The organism is Flavobacterium sp. PS2 (assembly GCF_046250155.1).
In the GTDB taxonomy this organism is placed as follows: Bacteria; Bacteroidota; Bacteroidia; order Flavobacteriales; family Flavobacteriaceae; genus Flavobacterium.
This window is the reverse complement of sequence record NZ_CP176426.1, coordinates 4,877,729-4,892,695: the sequence shown is the minus strand read 5'-3', so window position 1 is coordinate 4,892,695 and position 14,967 is coordinate 4,877,729. Positions and strand designations below refer to the sequence as shown.

Annotated in this window: 15 protein-coding genes; 5 read left to right on the top strand and 10 right to left on the bottom strand. The window is 31.6% G+C overall.

Annotation, left to right across the window (positions count from 1 at the left end; translation table 11 throughout):
- Window positions 1-62 precede the first annotated feature (62 nt).
- Entirely contained in the window at window positions 63-818 is a 756-nt protein-coding gene (locus tag ACJ6WR_RS21205) for a 4-hydroxy-tetrahydrodipicolinate reductase (protein WP_039115599.1), read from the bottom strand.
- 238 nt (window positions 819-1,056) lie between these two features.
- On the opposite strand from ACJ6WR_RS21205, the gene ACJ6WR_RS21200 reads away from it, so the two are divergent.
- A complete protein-coding gene (locus ACJ6WR_RS21200; RefSeq protein ID WP_039115601.1) occupies window positions 1,057-1,434 on the top strand; it encodes a YdeI family protein in 378 nt (125 codons plus the stop codon).
- A 78-nt stretch (window positions 1,435-1,512) separates the two neighbouring features.
- On the opposite strand, the gene gldM is transcribed toward ACJ6WR_RS21200, so the two are convergent.
- Window positions 1,513-3,051, bottom strand: coding sequence for a gliding motility protein GldM (gene gldM / locus ACJ6WR_RS21195; protein ID WP_039115602.1), 1,539 nt, complete (start codon window positions 3,049-3,051; stop codon window positions 1,513-1,515).
- 48 nt (window positions 3,052-3,099) lie between these two features.
- Complete coding sequence (gene gldL / locus ACJ6WR_RS21190; RefSeq protein ID WP_039115604.1) at window positions 3,100-3,753, bottom strand: gliding motility protein GldL; 654 nt, start codon at window positions 3,751-3,753, stop codon at window positions 3,100-3,102.
- Window positions 3,754-4,129: 376 nt separating this feature from the next.
- Between gldL and ACJ6WR_RS21185 the strand changes: the two genes are divergently transcribed.
- Window positions 4,130-4,267 (top strand): hypothetical protein, encoded by a 138-nt coding sequence (locus tag ACJ6WR_RS21185; protein ID WP_409416417.1) that lies wholly within the window; start codon window positions 4,130-4,132, stop codon window positions 4,265-4,267.
- A 217-nt stretch (window positions 4,268-4,484) separates the two neighbouring features.
- Here the strand turns inward: ACJ6WR_RS21185 and ACJ6WR_RS21180 are convergent, their stop codons facing one another.
- The 4 genes from ACJ6WR_RS21180 to ACJ6WR_RS21165 form a co-directional block, all read right to left on the bottom strand.
- Window positions 4,485-5,537, bottom strand: a complete 1,053-nt coding sequence (locus tag ACJ6WR_RS21180) for a UDP-glucose--hexose-1-phosphate uridylyltransferase (protein ID WP_409416416.1) — start codon at window positions 5,535-5,537, stop codon at window positions 4,485-4,487.
- Window positions 5,538-5,543: 6 nt separating this feature from the next.
- Window positions 5,544-6,710, bottom strand: a complete 1,167-nt coding sequence (galK, locus tag ACJ6WR_RS21175; protein ID WP_409416415.1) for a galactokinase — start codon at window positions 6,708-6,710, stop codon at window positions 5,544-5,546.
- A gap of 407 nt (window positions 6,711-7,117) precedes the next feature.
- Window positions 7,118-7,594, bottom strand: coding sequence for an MEKHLA domain-containing protein (locus ACJ6WR_RS21170; RefSeq protein WP_409416414.1), 477 nt, complete (start codon window positions 7,592-7,594; stop codon window positions 7,118-7,120).
- Between the two features lie 11 nt (window positions 7,595-7,605).
- Window positions 7,606-9,312, bottom strand: a complete 1,707-nt coding sequence (locus ACJ6WR_RS21165) for a thiamine pyrophosphate-dependent enzyme (protein WP_409416413.1) — start codon at window positions 9,310-9,312, stop codon at window positions 7,606-7,608.
- 453 nt (window positions 9,313-9,765) lie between these two features.
- On the opposite strand from ACJ6WR_RS21165, the gene ACJ6WR_RS21160 reads away from it, so the two are divergent.
- The gene (locus ACJ6WR_RS21160) at window positions 9,766-11,544 is read left to right on the top strand and encodes an ABC transporter ATP-binding protein (protein ID WP_409416412.1); all 1,779 of its coding nucleotides are present in this window, start codon (window positions 9,766-9,768) and stop codon (window positions 11,542-11,544) included.
- A gap of 95 nt (window positions 11,545-11,639) precedes the next feature.
- On the opposite strand, the gene ACJ6WR_RS21155 is transcribed toward ACJ6WR_RS21160, so the two are convergent.
- On the bottom strand, window positions 11,640-12,035 hold the full coding sequence (locus ACJ6WR_RS21155) for a DoxX family protein (RefSeq protein WP_039115611.1): 396 nt from the start codon (window positions 12,033-12,035) through the stop codon (window positions 11,640-11,642).
- Between the two features lie 241 nt (window positions 12,036-12,276).
- Window positions 12,277-12,729 carry an Hsp20/alpha crystallin family protein gene (locus ACJ6WR_RS21150; RefSeq protein ID WP_039115613.1) on the bottom strand — a complete coding sequence of 151 codons (453 nt, stop codon included), beginning with the start codon at window positions 12,727-12,729 and terminating at the stop codon, window positions 12,277-12,279.
- A 319-nt stretch (window positions 12,730-13,048) separates the two neighbouring features.
- Between ACJ6WR_RS21150 and ACJ6WR_RS21145 the strand changes: the two genes are divergently transcribed.
- Both ACJ6WR_RS21145 and ACJ6WR_RS21140 read left to right on the top strand, forming a co-directional pair.
- On the top strand, window positions 13,049-13,453 hold the full coding sequence (locus tag ACJ6WR_RS21145) for a hypothetical protein (RefSeq protein WP_039115615.1): 405 nt from the start codon (window positions 13,049-13,051) through the stop codon (window positions 13,451-13,453).
- A 5-nt stretch (window positions 13,454-13,458) separates the two neighbouring features.
- Window positions 13,459-14,145, top strand: coding sequence for a VIT family protein (locus ACJ6WR_RS21140; protein WP_039115616.1), 687 nt, complete (start codon window positions 13,459-13,461; stop codon window positions 14,143-14,145).
- On the opposite strand, the gene ACJ6WR_RS21135 is transcribed toward ACJ6WR_RS21140, so the two are convergent.
- On the bottom strand, window positions 14,142-14,888 hold the full coding sequence (locus ACJ6WR_RS21135; RefSeq protein ID WP_409416411.1) for a rhamnogalacturonan acetylesterase: 747 nt from the start codon (window positions 14,886-14,888) through the stop codon (window positions 14,142-14,144). The two genes, ACJ6WR_RS21140 and ACJ6WR_RS21135, sit on opposite strands and share 4 nt — an antisense overlap.
- Between the last annotated feature and the right edge of the window lie 79 nt (window positions 14,889-14,967).

Below are 14,967 nucleotides of genomic sequence, written 5' to 3'. Positions count from 1 at the left end.
GCCCTTTGCGCCCTTTGCGGTTAATCCACACAGGTTAAAACCTTTACAATTATTCTTTAAACCTATTTATCAAGTTGAAAATAAGGCGCTAAAATATCCTCAAAATTATACAATCCGATACCTTTATTTTCTATGTTTTCGGCAACAAAAATAACTCCAGTTCCAAATGCTTCCCTCGAAATCGATTCGTGAATAAGTCGAACTGTTTGGTAAGGAAACCCGAATATTACTTCATGTTTTCCAACGATACCTCCTGCCCTAACTGAATTTATACTTTCTTTCTCGACATCTAGAGCTTCTGCAATTTTTATAGCAGTACCTGATGTTCCTTCTTTTAACTTAAAATGTTCTTCATTGACCTCAATATCAACCCAAGGTGCAATTTTCTTCAAAAATTTAGCTGCAAATAACAAATAGTTAACTCCAAGAGTAATATTTGGAGACCAAAACACCGTTGTTTTAATCGCTAATTCTTTTAAAAATTTTAATTCTTTATCTTTATAATGAGATATCGCCGATATAATTTTAATGCCTCTTTGGGCAGCAGCTTCACCATAAGTATGAATTCCTAAACTTGAAGAAAAATCAATTATAATATCGACAGGATGTTTGTCTAAAAGCTCTTTAATTGTTGTTTTGGAACTAGAATATATTAATCCTGGTTCATCTGAAGGAACACCAAAAAACTCTGGTACTGATCGATGTTCTAAAACTGTACTTTGTCTTAATACCCATTCTAAACAAAAATTTTTATTTTCAAGTAATACTGAAGCAACTGACTTTCCTGTTTTTCCAAATCCTATTAATCCTATTTTCATATTTTATAATTTAAATGGTTTCCAACTTATTTCAAGTTTAAAATTTTAATTTTACAAGTAAACAAATTGATTATTAATACTATTTAAGTAAAAATAGGTTAAAAAAATTAATCGAAATTATACGATAACAGCAATATATTACAATATACCAATATGATAATTCATACAAACTGCTAACATACTGCTGTCATAAGATCATCTTAACTTTGTTAATAGAAATCATAAATTATGGAAACTTATGGAAACTAAAGATGGAAAACTAGCAATCTATGCTATTACAAGAGCTGAATGGCGAAATTGGCTGAAAGAAAATAGTCAAGTCGAAAAATCTGTTTGGTTAATTTTATACCACAAAAAAAGCACTACACAAAGTGTTAATCTTAATGATGCAACCGAAGAAGCATTATGTTATGGTTGGATAGATAGTTTATGCAAAAAACGGGATTCCGAAAGTTTTTATTTGACATTCTCTCCCCGAAACCCCAAAAAAAGCAAATGGAGTAAACCCAATAGAGAACGAGCAGAACGACTGATAGAACAGGGCTTAATGACCGAACACGGACAAAAGCTAATTGATATTGCAAAAGATAGCGGTAAATGGGATGAAGCCTTATAACATTACAACTTTAGCAAAAAAAACCTGCTCAATTAAATGAACAGGTTTAAATCTATTTTAAAAAAGTAAATACTTTATTTATTGTATTTCAAAAATTACTGGAGCGGTTCTGGATACTTGATAGTTTCCTCCTCCAACAAGTCTAGTTTTAATTTCCGAAATCGTAGCTTGATCTCCTCTACCTGCTTTAGATAATGCAGCTTTACATTGCGCATTTAATTTATCACCAGAAACTACAACTGTAGCTTGTCCCGGGATTTTAAAATTAAATCCAACAACATCTAATCCTACTTCAAAATCAAAGTCTACCAATTTAGCTCCAATTGTAACTACTTCCAGATTCGATTTAGGCCCTTTTACAATACCCATTTCTCCTCTAATAGTTCCAACTGGGGCAGGAATACCTTTAATTCTAAAAGTTCTCTTATCAGAAACTGTAGAACCGTTTGGTAATGTACCTGTAACAGTAATTGTAGTTTCTGTGCCTGTACCCGGACTCATATTATATTTTCCTGGTCTACCAGCAGAAGATAATCCTGGAGCACTTGCTACAACTTTATTATCTGCAACACCTGCAAATGATACGGATATTGGATTAACAACACCTCTGTAAACTACATTCATTTTATCTGCAGATATTGTAGCTGAATTTGGCTTAGGTACTACAACATATTTTCCTTCAAATTTAAGTGGAATAGTTTTTCCATCTTCTAAGAAAGTAAATTGCCCGTTAATACTTTGTTCTCCTACTCCACCAGCAGTCATAGAAATAACAGCTTGTCCGTTTACAATTTTTCCTGGACCAGAGAATGAAGTTGGTATTGTATTTTCGTCATAACGACCTAAAACAACTTTACCTGTAACCGTTTCTCCCTGAAAGTAAGCATTTTTATCAAGAACTACAATTGCTTTATAATTGTTATAAGAGTTAGTCGTCATTGCTGCCTCTCCTAAAGCTGCACTGTAAACATCTGATTCCGTTTTTTGAACATCACTTTGCCAAGCAGATAATTTTGCAACCGATGCAACTACAGGGAAATTTTTAAAATGGTACGATAAAAATTTATCTTTTAAACCTTCTTTATTTTTAACGTCTGATGTATCAAATTTGCTATCAATCTCAGCTACAATTGCTTTGTATTTTTTGTCACTTAGTACCGCTTTCATATCAGCTTTGTACTTATTAATTTTTGCAACAATCTCGTTTCCTTTTGCAGTATACCCTTCTCCAACAAACCAATTATCAGTATTATCACCTTTCTCCATATCCTCATAAGGTAATTTTCCTGTTGCTGCATCTTTATCAAATCCTTTTACAACATCTGTCTTTAATGTATTTATATAATTGTAAAAATCTTTAGATATAGCTTCCACTTTATGAGCTGTTTGAGCCGCCAGAGCAAATTCTCCTTTTGCCTCTTCTGCTTTGGTATCTAATGAAGCTAACTTTTGTGCATTGCTCATATTTGAAGATGCATTGGCACTTTCAAATTTCTCATTCATTAAGCCAAAAGCAGACAATACTTCTTTTGACATATTCATTGCTAACATTGCGATAAAAACCAGATACATAAGGTTTATCATCTTCTGTCTAGGGGTTAATTTTCCTCCTGCCATATTTTCTAAATAATTAGTTCGTATTAATAATAATTGCTTTTTAACTAATTATCCTTTGTTACCCATAGCCGAAAGCATACCGCCATATACATTGTTTAAAGAAGCAATATTTGCAGTCATAGATTGCATTTGCTCTTTTAGTTTAGTTGCGTTTTCAGCGATTTCTTTATTAGCTTCTGCATTTCTTGAAGCACTTTGTAATTGAACTTTATATAGACTGTTTAATGATTCCATTTGAGAAGCCGCAATAGATAACTCATCACTGTATTTTTTAGTAGAAGCAATTGAATCAACAGTTGGAGCAATTCCTTTAGCAGCAGATTCAAAATTCTTAATACTGTTTCCTAAGCTTGACATTAACTCACCGTCAATTTTAGCTTCTTTAAGCATAATATCTAATTTTTGAGACAATAGCCCTTGTGCTTCAGTTGGAGTCTCCACTTTAGCCATTTTTGTTTCCTTTCTAGCTTTACCATCTCCTAATTCTGGATATACAATAGTCCAATCCAATTCCTTTTCTACAGGTTCAAAAGCAGAAAGAGCAAAGATTAATGCTTCAGTTACTAATCCGATTGAAAGCATCAAGGTTCCTGTTAACGGTCCGATTTCAAAATGAGTAATTTTGAATAAAGCTCCAATAATTACTACTGCTGCTCCCATACCATAAGCGAAATTCATTGCTTTTTTACTTAATAATGCCATAATTTTTTTGTTTTAAATTTTATTTTAAGTTTTAAATAAGAACTTGTTTTTATTTTTAATTTGCTCTAAATAATTAATCATCTTAATTCTCTGTCGCTTAAGTTTCCATATAAAATGATCTGATTTTTTATCTAATAAAAACATGCAAATGTCTTTATAAATCACTATCCCCTATAAACAACAAAAGCCTTTAAATAAACAGATTAAGACATTTCTTTGTTACTTTATAATTTTAACAGAAATAATCTGTCAAACAAACTCCTTAAATATTTTAAAAAAAGAATATTAGACAAAAAGGATGTAATAAAGGAATTTGAGTTTCATATAAATGCTAAAATAATACGACTTCAGAAATACAAGTCATGTCTTAAAAGCTATGGGAATAGATAATGAAACGGCTCAATCGACAATACGTTTTTCAATAGGAAAATACACAACCCAAGATGATATTGATTTTGCAATTAATAAAGTAGAAGAAGTTCTAACCACATTACGCCCTGTAAAATTGAAATAAACAAGCTGGCAACGTTGGATTAACTAATAAGTATTCTAAAAAAAATAAGGAAGCCGAAGCTTCCTTAATCTTGAAAAGAACTTATTTAAAAAATTACTTGTCTCATGGAGTAAGACAAATGAAAAATCTAAAGCAAATATCTCCTTATTCTAGAAGTAATTCTGCCTCAAAACGTTTTTAAAAACATATAATAAGACAAAAAAAACAACTTTAAAATTTATGATTCTAGTTTATAATGTATATCCGACTGCTCTCTTAAAGTTGCAGCACTTTTCTCTGGAGTAATATCTCTTTGGGACTCACCTAACATTTCGTAACCTACCATAAATTTCTTAACCGATGCTGATCGCAATAAAGGTGGATAAAAATGCATATGGAAATGCCATTCCGGATGTGCATTACCATCTGTTGGAGCCTGATGGATTCCTGATGAGTATGGAAAAGATGTCTTAAAAAGATTATCGTATTTTGTTGTCAACTGTTTTAAAATTTTAGCGAAAGCAGTTGCTTCTTCTTCGGTAAAATCAGTTATTCTTCCAAAATGTCTTTTGCTTATAATCATCGTTTCATAAGGCCATATTGCCCAAAACGGAACCAAAGCTACAAAGTGATCATTTTCTATAACGATACGTTCATCCTTTTTTAATTCAGCTTGAAGGTAATCTTGCAAAAGAGTAGCCTTATATTTATCAAAATAATTTTTTAAACTATTTTGTGTTTTTTCAACCTGAGTTGGCAACGACGATTGTGCCCAAATTTGTCCATGAGGATGCGGATTGCTACAACCCATAACGCTTCCTTTGTTTTCAAAAATCTGAACGTGATTTATATATTTAATTGCACCTAAATCTGTATATTCTTTTTGCCATGTTTTTACAATATTTTCAATATCCTTTACTTCCATTTCTGGTAATGTAAGGTCATGTCTTGGCGAAAAACAAACTACTCTTGAGATTCCTCTTTCTGGTTTAGCCAGAAAAAAAGTGTATTTAATATCTTCTTCATAAATGATTTCATCCTGTTTCATGGCAGCAAAATCATTTTCGAAAACAAAGCTTCCATCGTATTTAGGATTATTCATTCCGTTTGCCCTTACATTATCTGGACACAAATAGCAAGTTGGGTCATATTTAGGTAAAGGTTCGGTAATAACTAACTCATTTTGTCCTTGCCACGGGCGTTTTGCTCTATGAGGTGAAACTAAAACCCATTCGTTAAGTAATGGATTATAACGTCTGTGTGGGTCTTCGCTAATATTAAAATTTCTCATTTAATTTTATAAGTTGTAAAGTGATGTTCCATTTGCTATTTTTACGTCGTAAAATTTTAATTCAATCCCAAATATATCTAAATAAAGGGACGAAAACTTATTTTTTACTTCATTTTCTTCTCCTTTTTTAATTAAATTAATGGTGCAGCCTCCAAAACCGCCTCCCATCAATCGAGAACCTATTATAGAATCATCATCTTTTGCAGTAGCAACAAGCATATCTAGTTCTGGACAACTCACTTCATATTCATTAGACAAACCATCATGAGTATCAAAAAGCAATTGTCCTAAAAGCTCAATGTTGCCTTTATCAAGAGCGTTACAAGCCTGTGCAACACGATTAATTTCTTTTACAACATAGTGTACTCTTTTAAAAACTGTTGCATTCATTTTATCCTGAATACTTAATAACTGATCTTCTGTACAATCTCTAAAACTTTTTATTTCAGTAAAATGATTTTTAATTATCGACAAACCTTCCCCACATTCTTTACGACGCGTATTATATTCAGATGTAAATAAAGAATGTTTTACATTACTATCAAATAAAACCAAAACATAATCACTAAAATTAGCATCGTGATATTCAAATTCCAACGTTTTGCAATCTAATTTGATTACTTTATTTTCTTGCCCATGTACGCTAGAAAACTGATCCATTATACCGCAATTAATCCCCACCCAATGTTCGGCCTTTTGTCCTAATAAGGCAATATCTACTTTATTAATAGTAAGATTAAAAAGTGCAGCAATTCCAAAAATCATCCCACACTCTAATGCTGCCGAAGATGATAAACCTGAACCAACGGGAATATTACTGCTAAAAACGCAATTAAATCCTTCAAAAGAAAAACCATTATCCTGAAGTTGTTTTATAACTCCAAGAATATAATTTGTCCATACAACATTACTTAACTGAATCTCTTTTGTTAAATCAACTTCAAATTCGTCATTTAAATCTATTGCATAAATTTTTGATTTTTTTGAATTACTCTTCTCAAAAGCAAAACAAATAATTTTATCTATAGCTGCTGGCAAAACATAACCATCATTATAATCTATATGTTCACCTATAATATTAATTCTTCCTGGAGAGAGGACTACTTTTTGTGGTTGGTTACCAAATTTTTCTTTAAAAAAATGGGTCGTATTTTGGATTAAAATATCATTCATTATTATTTACTAATTAATATGGTTGATGGGTTAATTTATTTAAACTTTTAAAATTCTTATAAAATTCAATTAAAAGAAACTCATAAGATAAAGAAAAACTAATTTCATTAAATTATTTACAATTAATAGAAAACCAAAAATAAATACTTACACAAAACAATCCTACTAGTCCCTACTGGTTTTGAGAATATAAAAATAAAATTCTCTAAAATTACAACTTTATCAAAATAATATTCTATACTATTTTTTTAGTATATATCTTCTTTAACTCCCATAAACACAGCTATAATTTCTTAAAAAGCATCAGAAATAAAAACATAAAAAAAACCATTTCTTTAAAATGGCTTTAAGTTAATTTTACTTTTTATAACAACAAACTGGTATAGTTTTATACTGATATTTTTTAATTAAAGATCAAAATACCAATCTGGTCGTAGTTTTTCATCTCGCCAAAATAACGCTCCTTGTCCCCATACATCGCCATTTGTATTTTGTAATTGCCAAACTATAGTATCATGAATGGTAAAACTATTCTCGTACTTATCGACTCGATCTCCCCTATAATTATATACAATCCCCTCTTGTGCGACTTTATCAAATAATAATTTGCGTTCGTATCTATTCTCAATTGCAGCACTAAAACTAGATGGTATCGCTAGAATTTCCTCATTCGAGTATTTAAAACAAGACAAAGCATATTTATTAGCATAAATAAAATAAGAATTAGTATTGGCATTTTGAGCCAATATACTATAAGGCGCATTTTCATGTAACCATTGGTAACGGTCGGAAATATTGGGCGGAGATGGAAGTTTTTTTCCATTTAGAGCCAAGAAACAATCATCAATTTGTTTCAGCAGAATGTGTTCGTTTTTTAAAGACATAATATTTTGTTTTATAGGTTCTTAAGACGGGGATTACTTCCTAACAATTGCAGCGAATCGACAGTAATTTCTATAAGCAAAGATTGAGGAGGTTTATTTTTTATCATCATACTATCTAACAGATCATCTAGATTAGATAAATCGGTATTTAATATTTCGGCATTCCAGCCACATGCCCTCGCAATACTACAATAATCAAGAGATTTTAATCGGGCATGATAACGCTCATTATCAACATCTGGCATAATTTTGCCCAATCCTTGTTCGACAATTCCTAATGTTTCATTATTTAATAAAAATAAAACCAAACCAAGATCGTGAACTTCTCCCATGCTACCAGAGAATAGACGAAAGCAGCCATCACCCGTAAATAAAAAAACAGAGCGATCAGGACTTGCCAGTTTTGCTCCTACTGCAACACCAAATGCACCACCCATAGCCGAGCCTCGATAAAGTGAATAAAATTGAATATTATTATTAGGACGTTGGGTTACATATTGACGGTCTTTATAGGCTTGACAAACATCATCAATCCCTATAGAGCGTGCAGGCCACCAATTATCAAGCTTTTGATATAAAGTAACCATATCTACATAGTTATCACGGGCAAGAGCAAATGGCAAATTATTTAAGTCTTTTGGAGCAGACTCAAATGGGAGGTTCTCGAAAGGCAATAAATGGGCTGCATCAATTATTTTTTGAATTACTAAATCTAAAGGAGCATAAACATGATCATATTTACTTTCTATAATATGTTCTAAACTATTATCAACCAGTCCGTATGCATCGGGAATATTGCCAATAAAAAAGGTATGAGCAACTGGGAATTTATTAAAATTAACTGTGTATTCGTCTGGGCATGCACCAAGTATCATTAAAACATCATTTTCATCCAGAGCATTTATTAATGATAAGGCTTTATCATTTCCTCCGAACGATACATATCCGTAACCATAAGGATTATCACGATTTACAGCATTTGCGCCATTAATGCTCCAAATAACTGCTGGGCATAAAAGTTTACTTAACTCAGATGTATAATGTATCGCATCTGGATAACGTGTCATCTCTTCGCCCACAAGAAGAACTAATCGTTTACCTTTAATTGTTTCCTTAAAACTAGTTATAAAACTATCTAAGTTTGTATTCTTAAAAACATTTGACTGATTCGGATATGGAGATTTACATTCAGTAGAAATAATATTTAATCCTTCGTTATCAAGAACCAAAACAACTGGTTTAAAACGATCTAATTGTTTTTTTGCCTGAACTAAAGTTTCTTTTAATGTAGCTTGATTATTTAATATAAAAACAGAATCTGGCAATTCGGCTTTTAATTGCTCCACAATATTACTACCATATTGTGTGGAGTCTTGTAAAGGAGAAAAACCTACAGTACTATTCCCTGAAACAGGTATAATATATACAGCTGGAATATCATGTAATTTGGCATCGCTCAGGCCACAACTAATAAGCTTTGTAGCTGCTCCTGTGGTTGCCACAGTTGCTGCTATCTTACCTGTACTTAAGTAATAACCTAACGGCACAAAACCTGCGCTATACTCCCCAAAAGTTAAAAACTCTGTTGTATTAAAAGAATCCCTTTTATAAGGATTGAGGTATTTAAGAAAATGAATAACACCACCACCAGTAACACCGGTATATAGTGATATTCCCCAACTTTCTAGGGTATTTACTATTAACTGATTGCTGTCCATATAGTTTTGAAACTTTTAATTATTAAAGAATAATAAAAAGCTTATTGAATAAGATAACTCTAAGTATCTTTTTAATTAAGAGTTTATGATACCCAATTAAGCATCACAAACTTTTCAGAACAACAAACAACCTAGTTGTATTAATATGATAATTCGTTTCATAATGATAAGATTTGGGTCTTATAAAGATATAAACAAATTCCTGTATAACAGCAAGTAAATCAGTACAAATAAAACATAATTAATTGAATTACAGTATTTTAAAATAAAATAAATAATTTTAAAGTTTATATAATTATTATAGTCTGAAAATAAATAATCCTAAAAAATACCTGCTAAAAAAATTGAATTTTCAAATCCAAAATCAATACTACTAGTATTCATTTCTTTATTTAATATCTTTATAATTCTTTTGCTAGTTATAGCTGTGTATTCATTTCAATTAAGATTCATATGATTTTATTCTGGAAATACCTTAAACCGTATAGTTGGCTTATCGTACTTGTTTTATTTTTTGCTGGGATATCGCAAATACTCTCACTTTATGATCCAATTATTTTTGGAAAAATCATCGACGATTATGCCTTAAACAACAAACAAGGCAACAGTAGCAAAGAAGAAGGTGTTATAAAATTATTAATAATAGCTGTTATCGTAGCCCTTGCGGCACGTTTGTTCCTTTCGCTCAAAGATTATGTATTACGAATGATTGTGCAAAAGTTTGGGATGCAAATTTTTAATGACGGCTTGAGACAAACACTAAGATTACCTTTTCAGGAATTTGAAGATCAAAGCAGCGGAGAAATTTTATCGGTATTACAAAAAGTACGTACTGATACCGAGAAATTTATTTCGTCTTTTATAAACATCCTATTTACATCGGTAGTAGGCATCGGTTTTTTAATGTGGTATGCTATTACGAAACATTGGGCACTTATTCCTGTATTTTTTATTGGTGTAGTTGTCCTTGGCGGATTGACAAGCATTTTAAGTCGTTCGATAAAAACATTACAACGTTCGCTTATTCGACAAAACCGACAAATGAGTGGTACTATAACCGAAAGTTTACGAAACATAGAACTTGTAAAAAGTCTAGGTCTTACTTATCCTGAAATTAGACGTTTAAAAGTTCATACTCAGGAAATATATGATCTAGAAATGGAAAAGGTCAAAAAAATGCGAACTCTGACTTTTCTTCAAGGCAGTATTCTGATATTTCTAAAACAGTCTATTCTATTTATACTACTATGGCTTATTTTTAAAAACGTTTTATCTCCTGGCGAACTTATTTCTATGCAGTTTATATCCTCTGGAATTATAAGTCCGTTACAAGATCTTGGCAGCATTATAATATCCTACCGTGAAGCCGAAACTGCTTTGTTTCTTTTTAATGAGCTAATGCAAAAGCAACCAGAATATAGTCCTGAAGATCCTGTAGAAGTTGGCGCAATTAGCCAATTACATTTTAATGATGTCGTTTTCAGACATAAAAATGCCAGTTATAACGCCATTCAGAATATTACCTTTAAAGCAAAACTAGGCGATAATATTGCATTTGTAGGACCGTCTGGCTCAGGAAAATCAACTCTTGTAAAATTATTGGTAGGTTTATACCGTCCTGTAGAAGGCGATATTCTTTATGATGATATATCTATTAAAGATTTGCGATACAATCGTGTTCGCAGACAAATGGGGTTTGTAACACAAGATACCCAACTATTCTCTGGATCTATTCGTGAGAATCTACTATTTGTTAAACCCGATGCTACAGATGAAGAAATGCTTTCGGCAATAGAGAAAGCATCTGCAACTCCTATTATAATTAATTCTGGGAAAGGTCTTGATACTGTTCTTGGCGAAGGAGGAAAAAAACTTTCGGGTGGCGAGAAACAACGACTCTCTATAGCCAGAGCTTTATTACGTAAACCAAAGATATTAATATTTGATGAAGCGACTTCGGCATTAGATTCTCTTACTGAATCTCAAATTACACAAACTGTTAGAGAAATATCTGCAGACAAACAGCAAATTACCATTCTCATTGCACACCGATTATCGACCATAATGCATGCCGATACTATATTTGTACTCGAACGTGGGAAAATTATTGAACAAGGAAATCATAATGAGCTTGTAGAAAGAAAAGGATTGTATTATGCTATGTGGAGACAGCAAATAGGTGAACGTAAAGACGATTTAGCTCCATCAAAAAAACAGAATAAAACCAATTGAAAAAATATTTTAACCATATAAGTAATCTAAGAAAACATAAGCATAAAACTTAAATGAACTTACATTACTTATATAGTTAACTTTTGAGTACAATCTTATTTCCTAGCTTTATATTCATCAAAACTATAAGGCCCAGCTCCAAAAAAAGAAATCATTAATGCTGCCCCAATAATAGAAAGGTTTCTCATAAAAGTCATAAGAACCAATTGATGATGAACTGGATCTTCAATATTCCAGAAATCATGCATTACAAATGTTACTGGTAACAGAATAAGAATTATCAACCATGAACCCCATTTGGCCATGAACCCCGTTAAAATACTTAATCCTCCCAATAATTCAAAAATCCCCACCAAAGGAACCAAAATATAAGAACATGGTATTCCTTTTGCCGTAGCTTCATAAACAAAATAATCTGAAAAATTTGCGATAGAAGAATACATAAAAATTGTACTAAATAAGATTCTGCCGATTAAAGGGATATAATTCATAGTAAAAAGTATTAGTTAAATTGATAATAGTTTTATTTTGAAATAAATCTTTAAAAATTAAAGAACACTTAAATTTAGTGAATTAAAATCAAAGGACAAGGGCTTACTGAAATTCTTAGTAAGTCTAACTTGAATGTTTTCAATGCTAAACGATATAAAAAAAATAAAGGCCGTCTCATATTGAGACGACCCCTATTAAAAAAAACTAAATGTAATTGTTTTTGAGTTATCAAATTTAGTATTAACTAATTTCAATTACTCGTGGAGATTTACTTTCCTTTGCTTCTTCTTTTTTAGGAATAACAAGGTGTAAAAGTCCGTTATCGTAATGTGCTTTTATTTTTTCTTCGTCAACTATATTGTTTGGTAATTCAAAACTTCTTTGAAATGATTGATAACTAAATTCTTTTCGAGTATAATTATCTTCAACTGTTTCTTTCTCATTCTGTTTAACAGAAGATATCGTTAATAAATTATCGTTAAGAGTAACATTAAAATCCTTTTTATCCATTCCTGGTGCAGCAACTTCTACTTCAAAATTTTCATCAGTTTCTTTAATATTTATTGATGGTATAGTTGTACTTGTAGATGAAAAATTGCTGTTTTCCCAGTTAAAAAGTTCACGTCCGAAAAAATCGTCTAATAGTGATGGAAATGATTGTGTATTGTTTCCGTTATTTCTGATACTTAACATGATGATTTACTTTTAATAGTTATACAAATAATTTAATAATCATTAAAAATGTTGATCAACATCATGCATATAACAAAATAAATACCAAACCATAAAACCTGTCATTTTTTCATAAATAAATGAAGTATTGACATAAAAAATCCTAACATAAACTATTAACACTAACAAAATGACAGTATCTATCTATTTACCCCAATCATACCGACCTAAAGCTCTTAAAATAATCCCTTTCTAAAATTTAGAACCAGTCTAACCGACTAACAAAGATCTTTGCCAATTTTTAATACTAATTTTATCCTTTAATTATAAAATTATTACCATGAGTGCTATTGAAAATGAAACCTTGCTGAGTAAGGAACTCTCTGTAATAGACAAAAAATTAAATAAGCTTAATGATGAAAAAATAAAGCTTCTTTTTAATGCATTAGGTCTTACCTCACGCGAAGATATCCCGAAAAATTACCTTGACTGGGAAACAATTCTAATCATTGTACCAAACCGTCAAGTATCGCATGAACTAAAATCTTATAAATATTCAATCTCCAGAATTACCTTTGCTACAAATGTTTATGCAAAAGAGATACATATTTATGACTTAAATGATTGGAAAAAAGCATTTAGTAACAAAACACATTTGCAAATAAAAAATGCTTTAAAAGAAAGTTTTGGTGGTGTTCAAAGAACACAGGAAGAATATATCAAAACTATCCCGAAAGGCAACTAAATAGCATGGAAGCAGAACATCATTATATAAACAGAAGTGGATGGTTACGAGCAGCAGTTCTTGGTGCCAATGATGGTATTTTATCAACCACAAGTTTAGCTATTGGTATTGCTGCTGCCAGTACAACTCGTGAACCTATTATTCTGGCTACCATAGCTGGTTTAGTAGCTGGTGCTTTGTCTATGGCTGCTGGCGAATATGTTTCGGTAAGTTCTCAATCTGATATCGAAACTGCAGATTTAGAAAGAGAGCAAATTGCATTAAAAACAATGCCTGAAATAGAATTAGAAGAACTTGCAGACATCTATGAAAAAAGAGGATTAAAACCCGAACTTGCCAAAGAGGTTGCCAAACAATTAACTGCTCACGATGCTCTGGAAACTCATGCAAGGGACGAATTAGGTATTAACGAAATCACTCAGGCAAGACCTCTACAAGCTGCTCTTGCATCGGCAGCATCATTTATTGCTGGAGGTGTTTTACCGCTCTTTGTTTCAATTTTTGCTCCTCTTAAAGAAATTGTACTATATCAATATGTTTTTGCCATAATCTTTCTAGCACTTTCTGGAGCATTAGCCGCCAAAGCTGGTGGTTCTGATACTACTAAAGCAATATTACGAATTACTATTTGGGGTACTTTTGCTATGGGAATATCAGCATTAGTTGGTTATCTTTTTGGAGTAAATATTTAATTCTTAATTCCTTTTTTGAGATTTTTAAGCAACGGATTATCCGAAAGCTTAATTTGTTCCACCACTATTTTTGCAATTTCGGTTGCTCCCAATAAAGAAAGATGCGTATCATCATCTTTGCCTTCTGGATAAAATGCAATTTCTCCTGCCTTGTAATGCAAATGTAATTTCTTCGATTTTTCAGGACCGTAAGATTGTTCTAATAATTCCGTATAATATTCTAAGTCGATAAATGGCACATTTAATTCCTTAGCAACCAATCTGGCTTCTAAAGGGTAATCTCCATGTGTGCTAATTAGAACACCTTGTTCATTAAAATTTCTTCTGGCAATAGACGAAAACAGAATCGGAATTGCTCCTTTTTCTCTACTTTCTGTCACAAAACGAATTAGATTATGTCGATACGCCGTATGTGGATTAGTATATCTAAGAGAATCAGCTATTTTTTCATCGTTATGTCCAAACTGAATAAAAACATAATCCCCTTTCTTAAGTGATTTATATACTGCTTCCCATAGTTTTTCATCAATAAAACTTTTTGTACTTCGTCCGTTTACAGCTTTATTCTCAACAATAATACTTTCATTAAAAAATGGCTGCAATACCTGGCACCAACCATGTTCTGGATTTTGCTCAGGATCTTTTTTATTCGCCATAGTAGAATCTCCAATGCAATACAAAGTTGTTTTTTGTGCAGAAACATTAAGGGTAATTAGTAATATGATTAATAAGTAATATTTCATTTTTTTATTTTTTAAACATCTTAGATATAGATAAATCAATATTGCGTAGACGCACTGCGGTGCGCCTTTACAGAAAATC

Bases quoted from the DNA above. Each gene is read 5' to 3' on its own strand.
- ACJ6WR_RS21160 (WP_409416412.1), top strand. From the start codon at position 9,766: ATGATTTTATTCTGGAAATACCTTAAACCGTATAGTTGGCTTATCGTA.
- galK (WP_409416415.1), bottom strand. From the start codon at position 6,710: ATGAATGATATTTTAATCCAAAATACGACCCATTTTTTTAAAGAAAAA.
- ACJ6WR_RS21140 (WP_039115616.1), top strand. From the start codon at position 13,459: ATGGAAGCAGAACATCATTATATAAACAGAAGTGGATGGTTACGAGCA.
- ACJ6WR_RS21170 (WP_409416414.1), bottom strand. From the start codon at position 7,594: ATGTCTTTAAAAAACGAACACATTCTGCTGAAACAAATTGATGATTGT.
- ACJ6WR_RS21200 (WP_039115601.1), top strand. From the start codon at position 1,057: ATGGAAACTAAAGATGGAAAACTAGCAATCTATGCTATTACAAGAGCT.
- ACJ6WR_RS21165 (WP_409416413.1), bottom strand. From the start codon at position 9,312: ATGGACAGCAATCAGTTAATAGTAAATACCCTAGAAAGTTGGGGAATA.
- ACJ6WR_RS21150 (WP_039115613.1), bottom strand. From the start codon at position 12,729: ATGTTAAGTATCAGAAATAACGGAAACAATACACAATCATTTCCATCA.
- ACJ6WR_RS21185 (WP_409416417.1), top strand. From the start codon at position 4,130: ATGGGAATAGATAATGAAACGGCTCAATCGACAATACGTTTTTCAATA.
- gldM (WP_039115602.1), bottom strand. From the start codon at position 3,051: ATGGCAGGAGGAAAATTAACCCCTAGACAGAAGATGATAAACCTTATG.
- ACJ6WR_RS21135 (WP_409416411.1), bottom strand. From the start codon at position 14,888: ATGAAATATTACTTATTAATCATATTACTAATTACCCTTAATGTTTCT.
- ACJ6WR_RS21205 (WP_039115599.1), bottom strand. From the start codon at position 818: ATGAAAATAGGATTAATAGGATTTGGAAAAACAGGAAAGTCAGTTGCT.
- ACJ6WR_RS21180 (WP_409416416.1), bottom strand. From the start codon at position 5,537: ATGAGAAATTTTAATATTAGCGAAGACCCACACAGACGTTATAATCCA.
- ACJ6WR_RS21145 (WP_039115615.1), top strand. From the start codon at position 13,049: ATGAGTGCTATTGAAAATGAAACCTTGCTGAGTAAGGAACTCTCTGTA.
- ACJ6WR_RS21155 (WP_039115611.1), bottom strand. From the start codon at position 12,035: ATGAATTATATCCCTTTAATCGGCAGAATCTTATTTAGTACAATTTTT.
- gldL (WP_039115604.1), bottom strand. From the start codon at position 3,753: ATGGCATTATTAAGTAAAAAAGCAATGAATTTCGCTTATGGTATGGGA.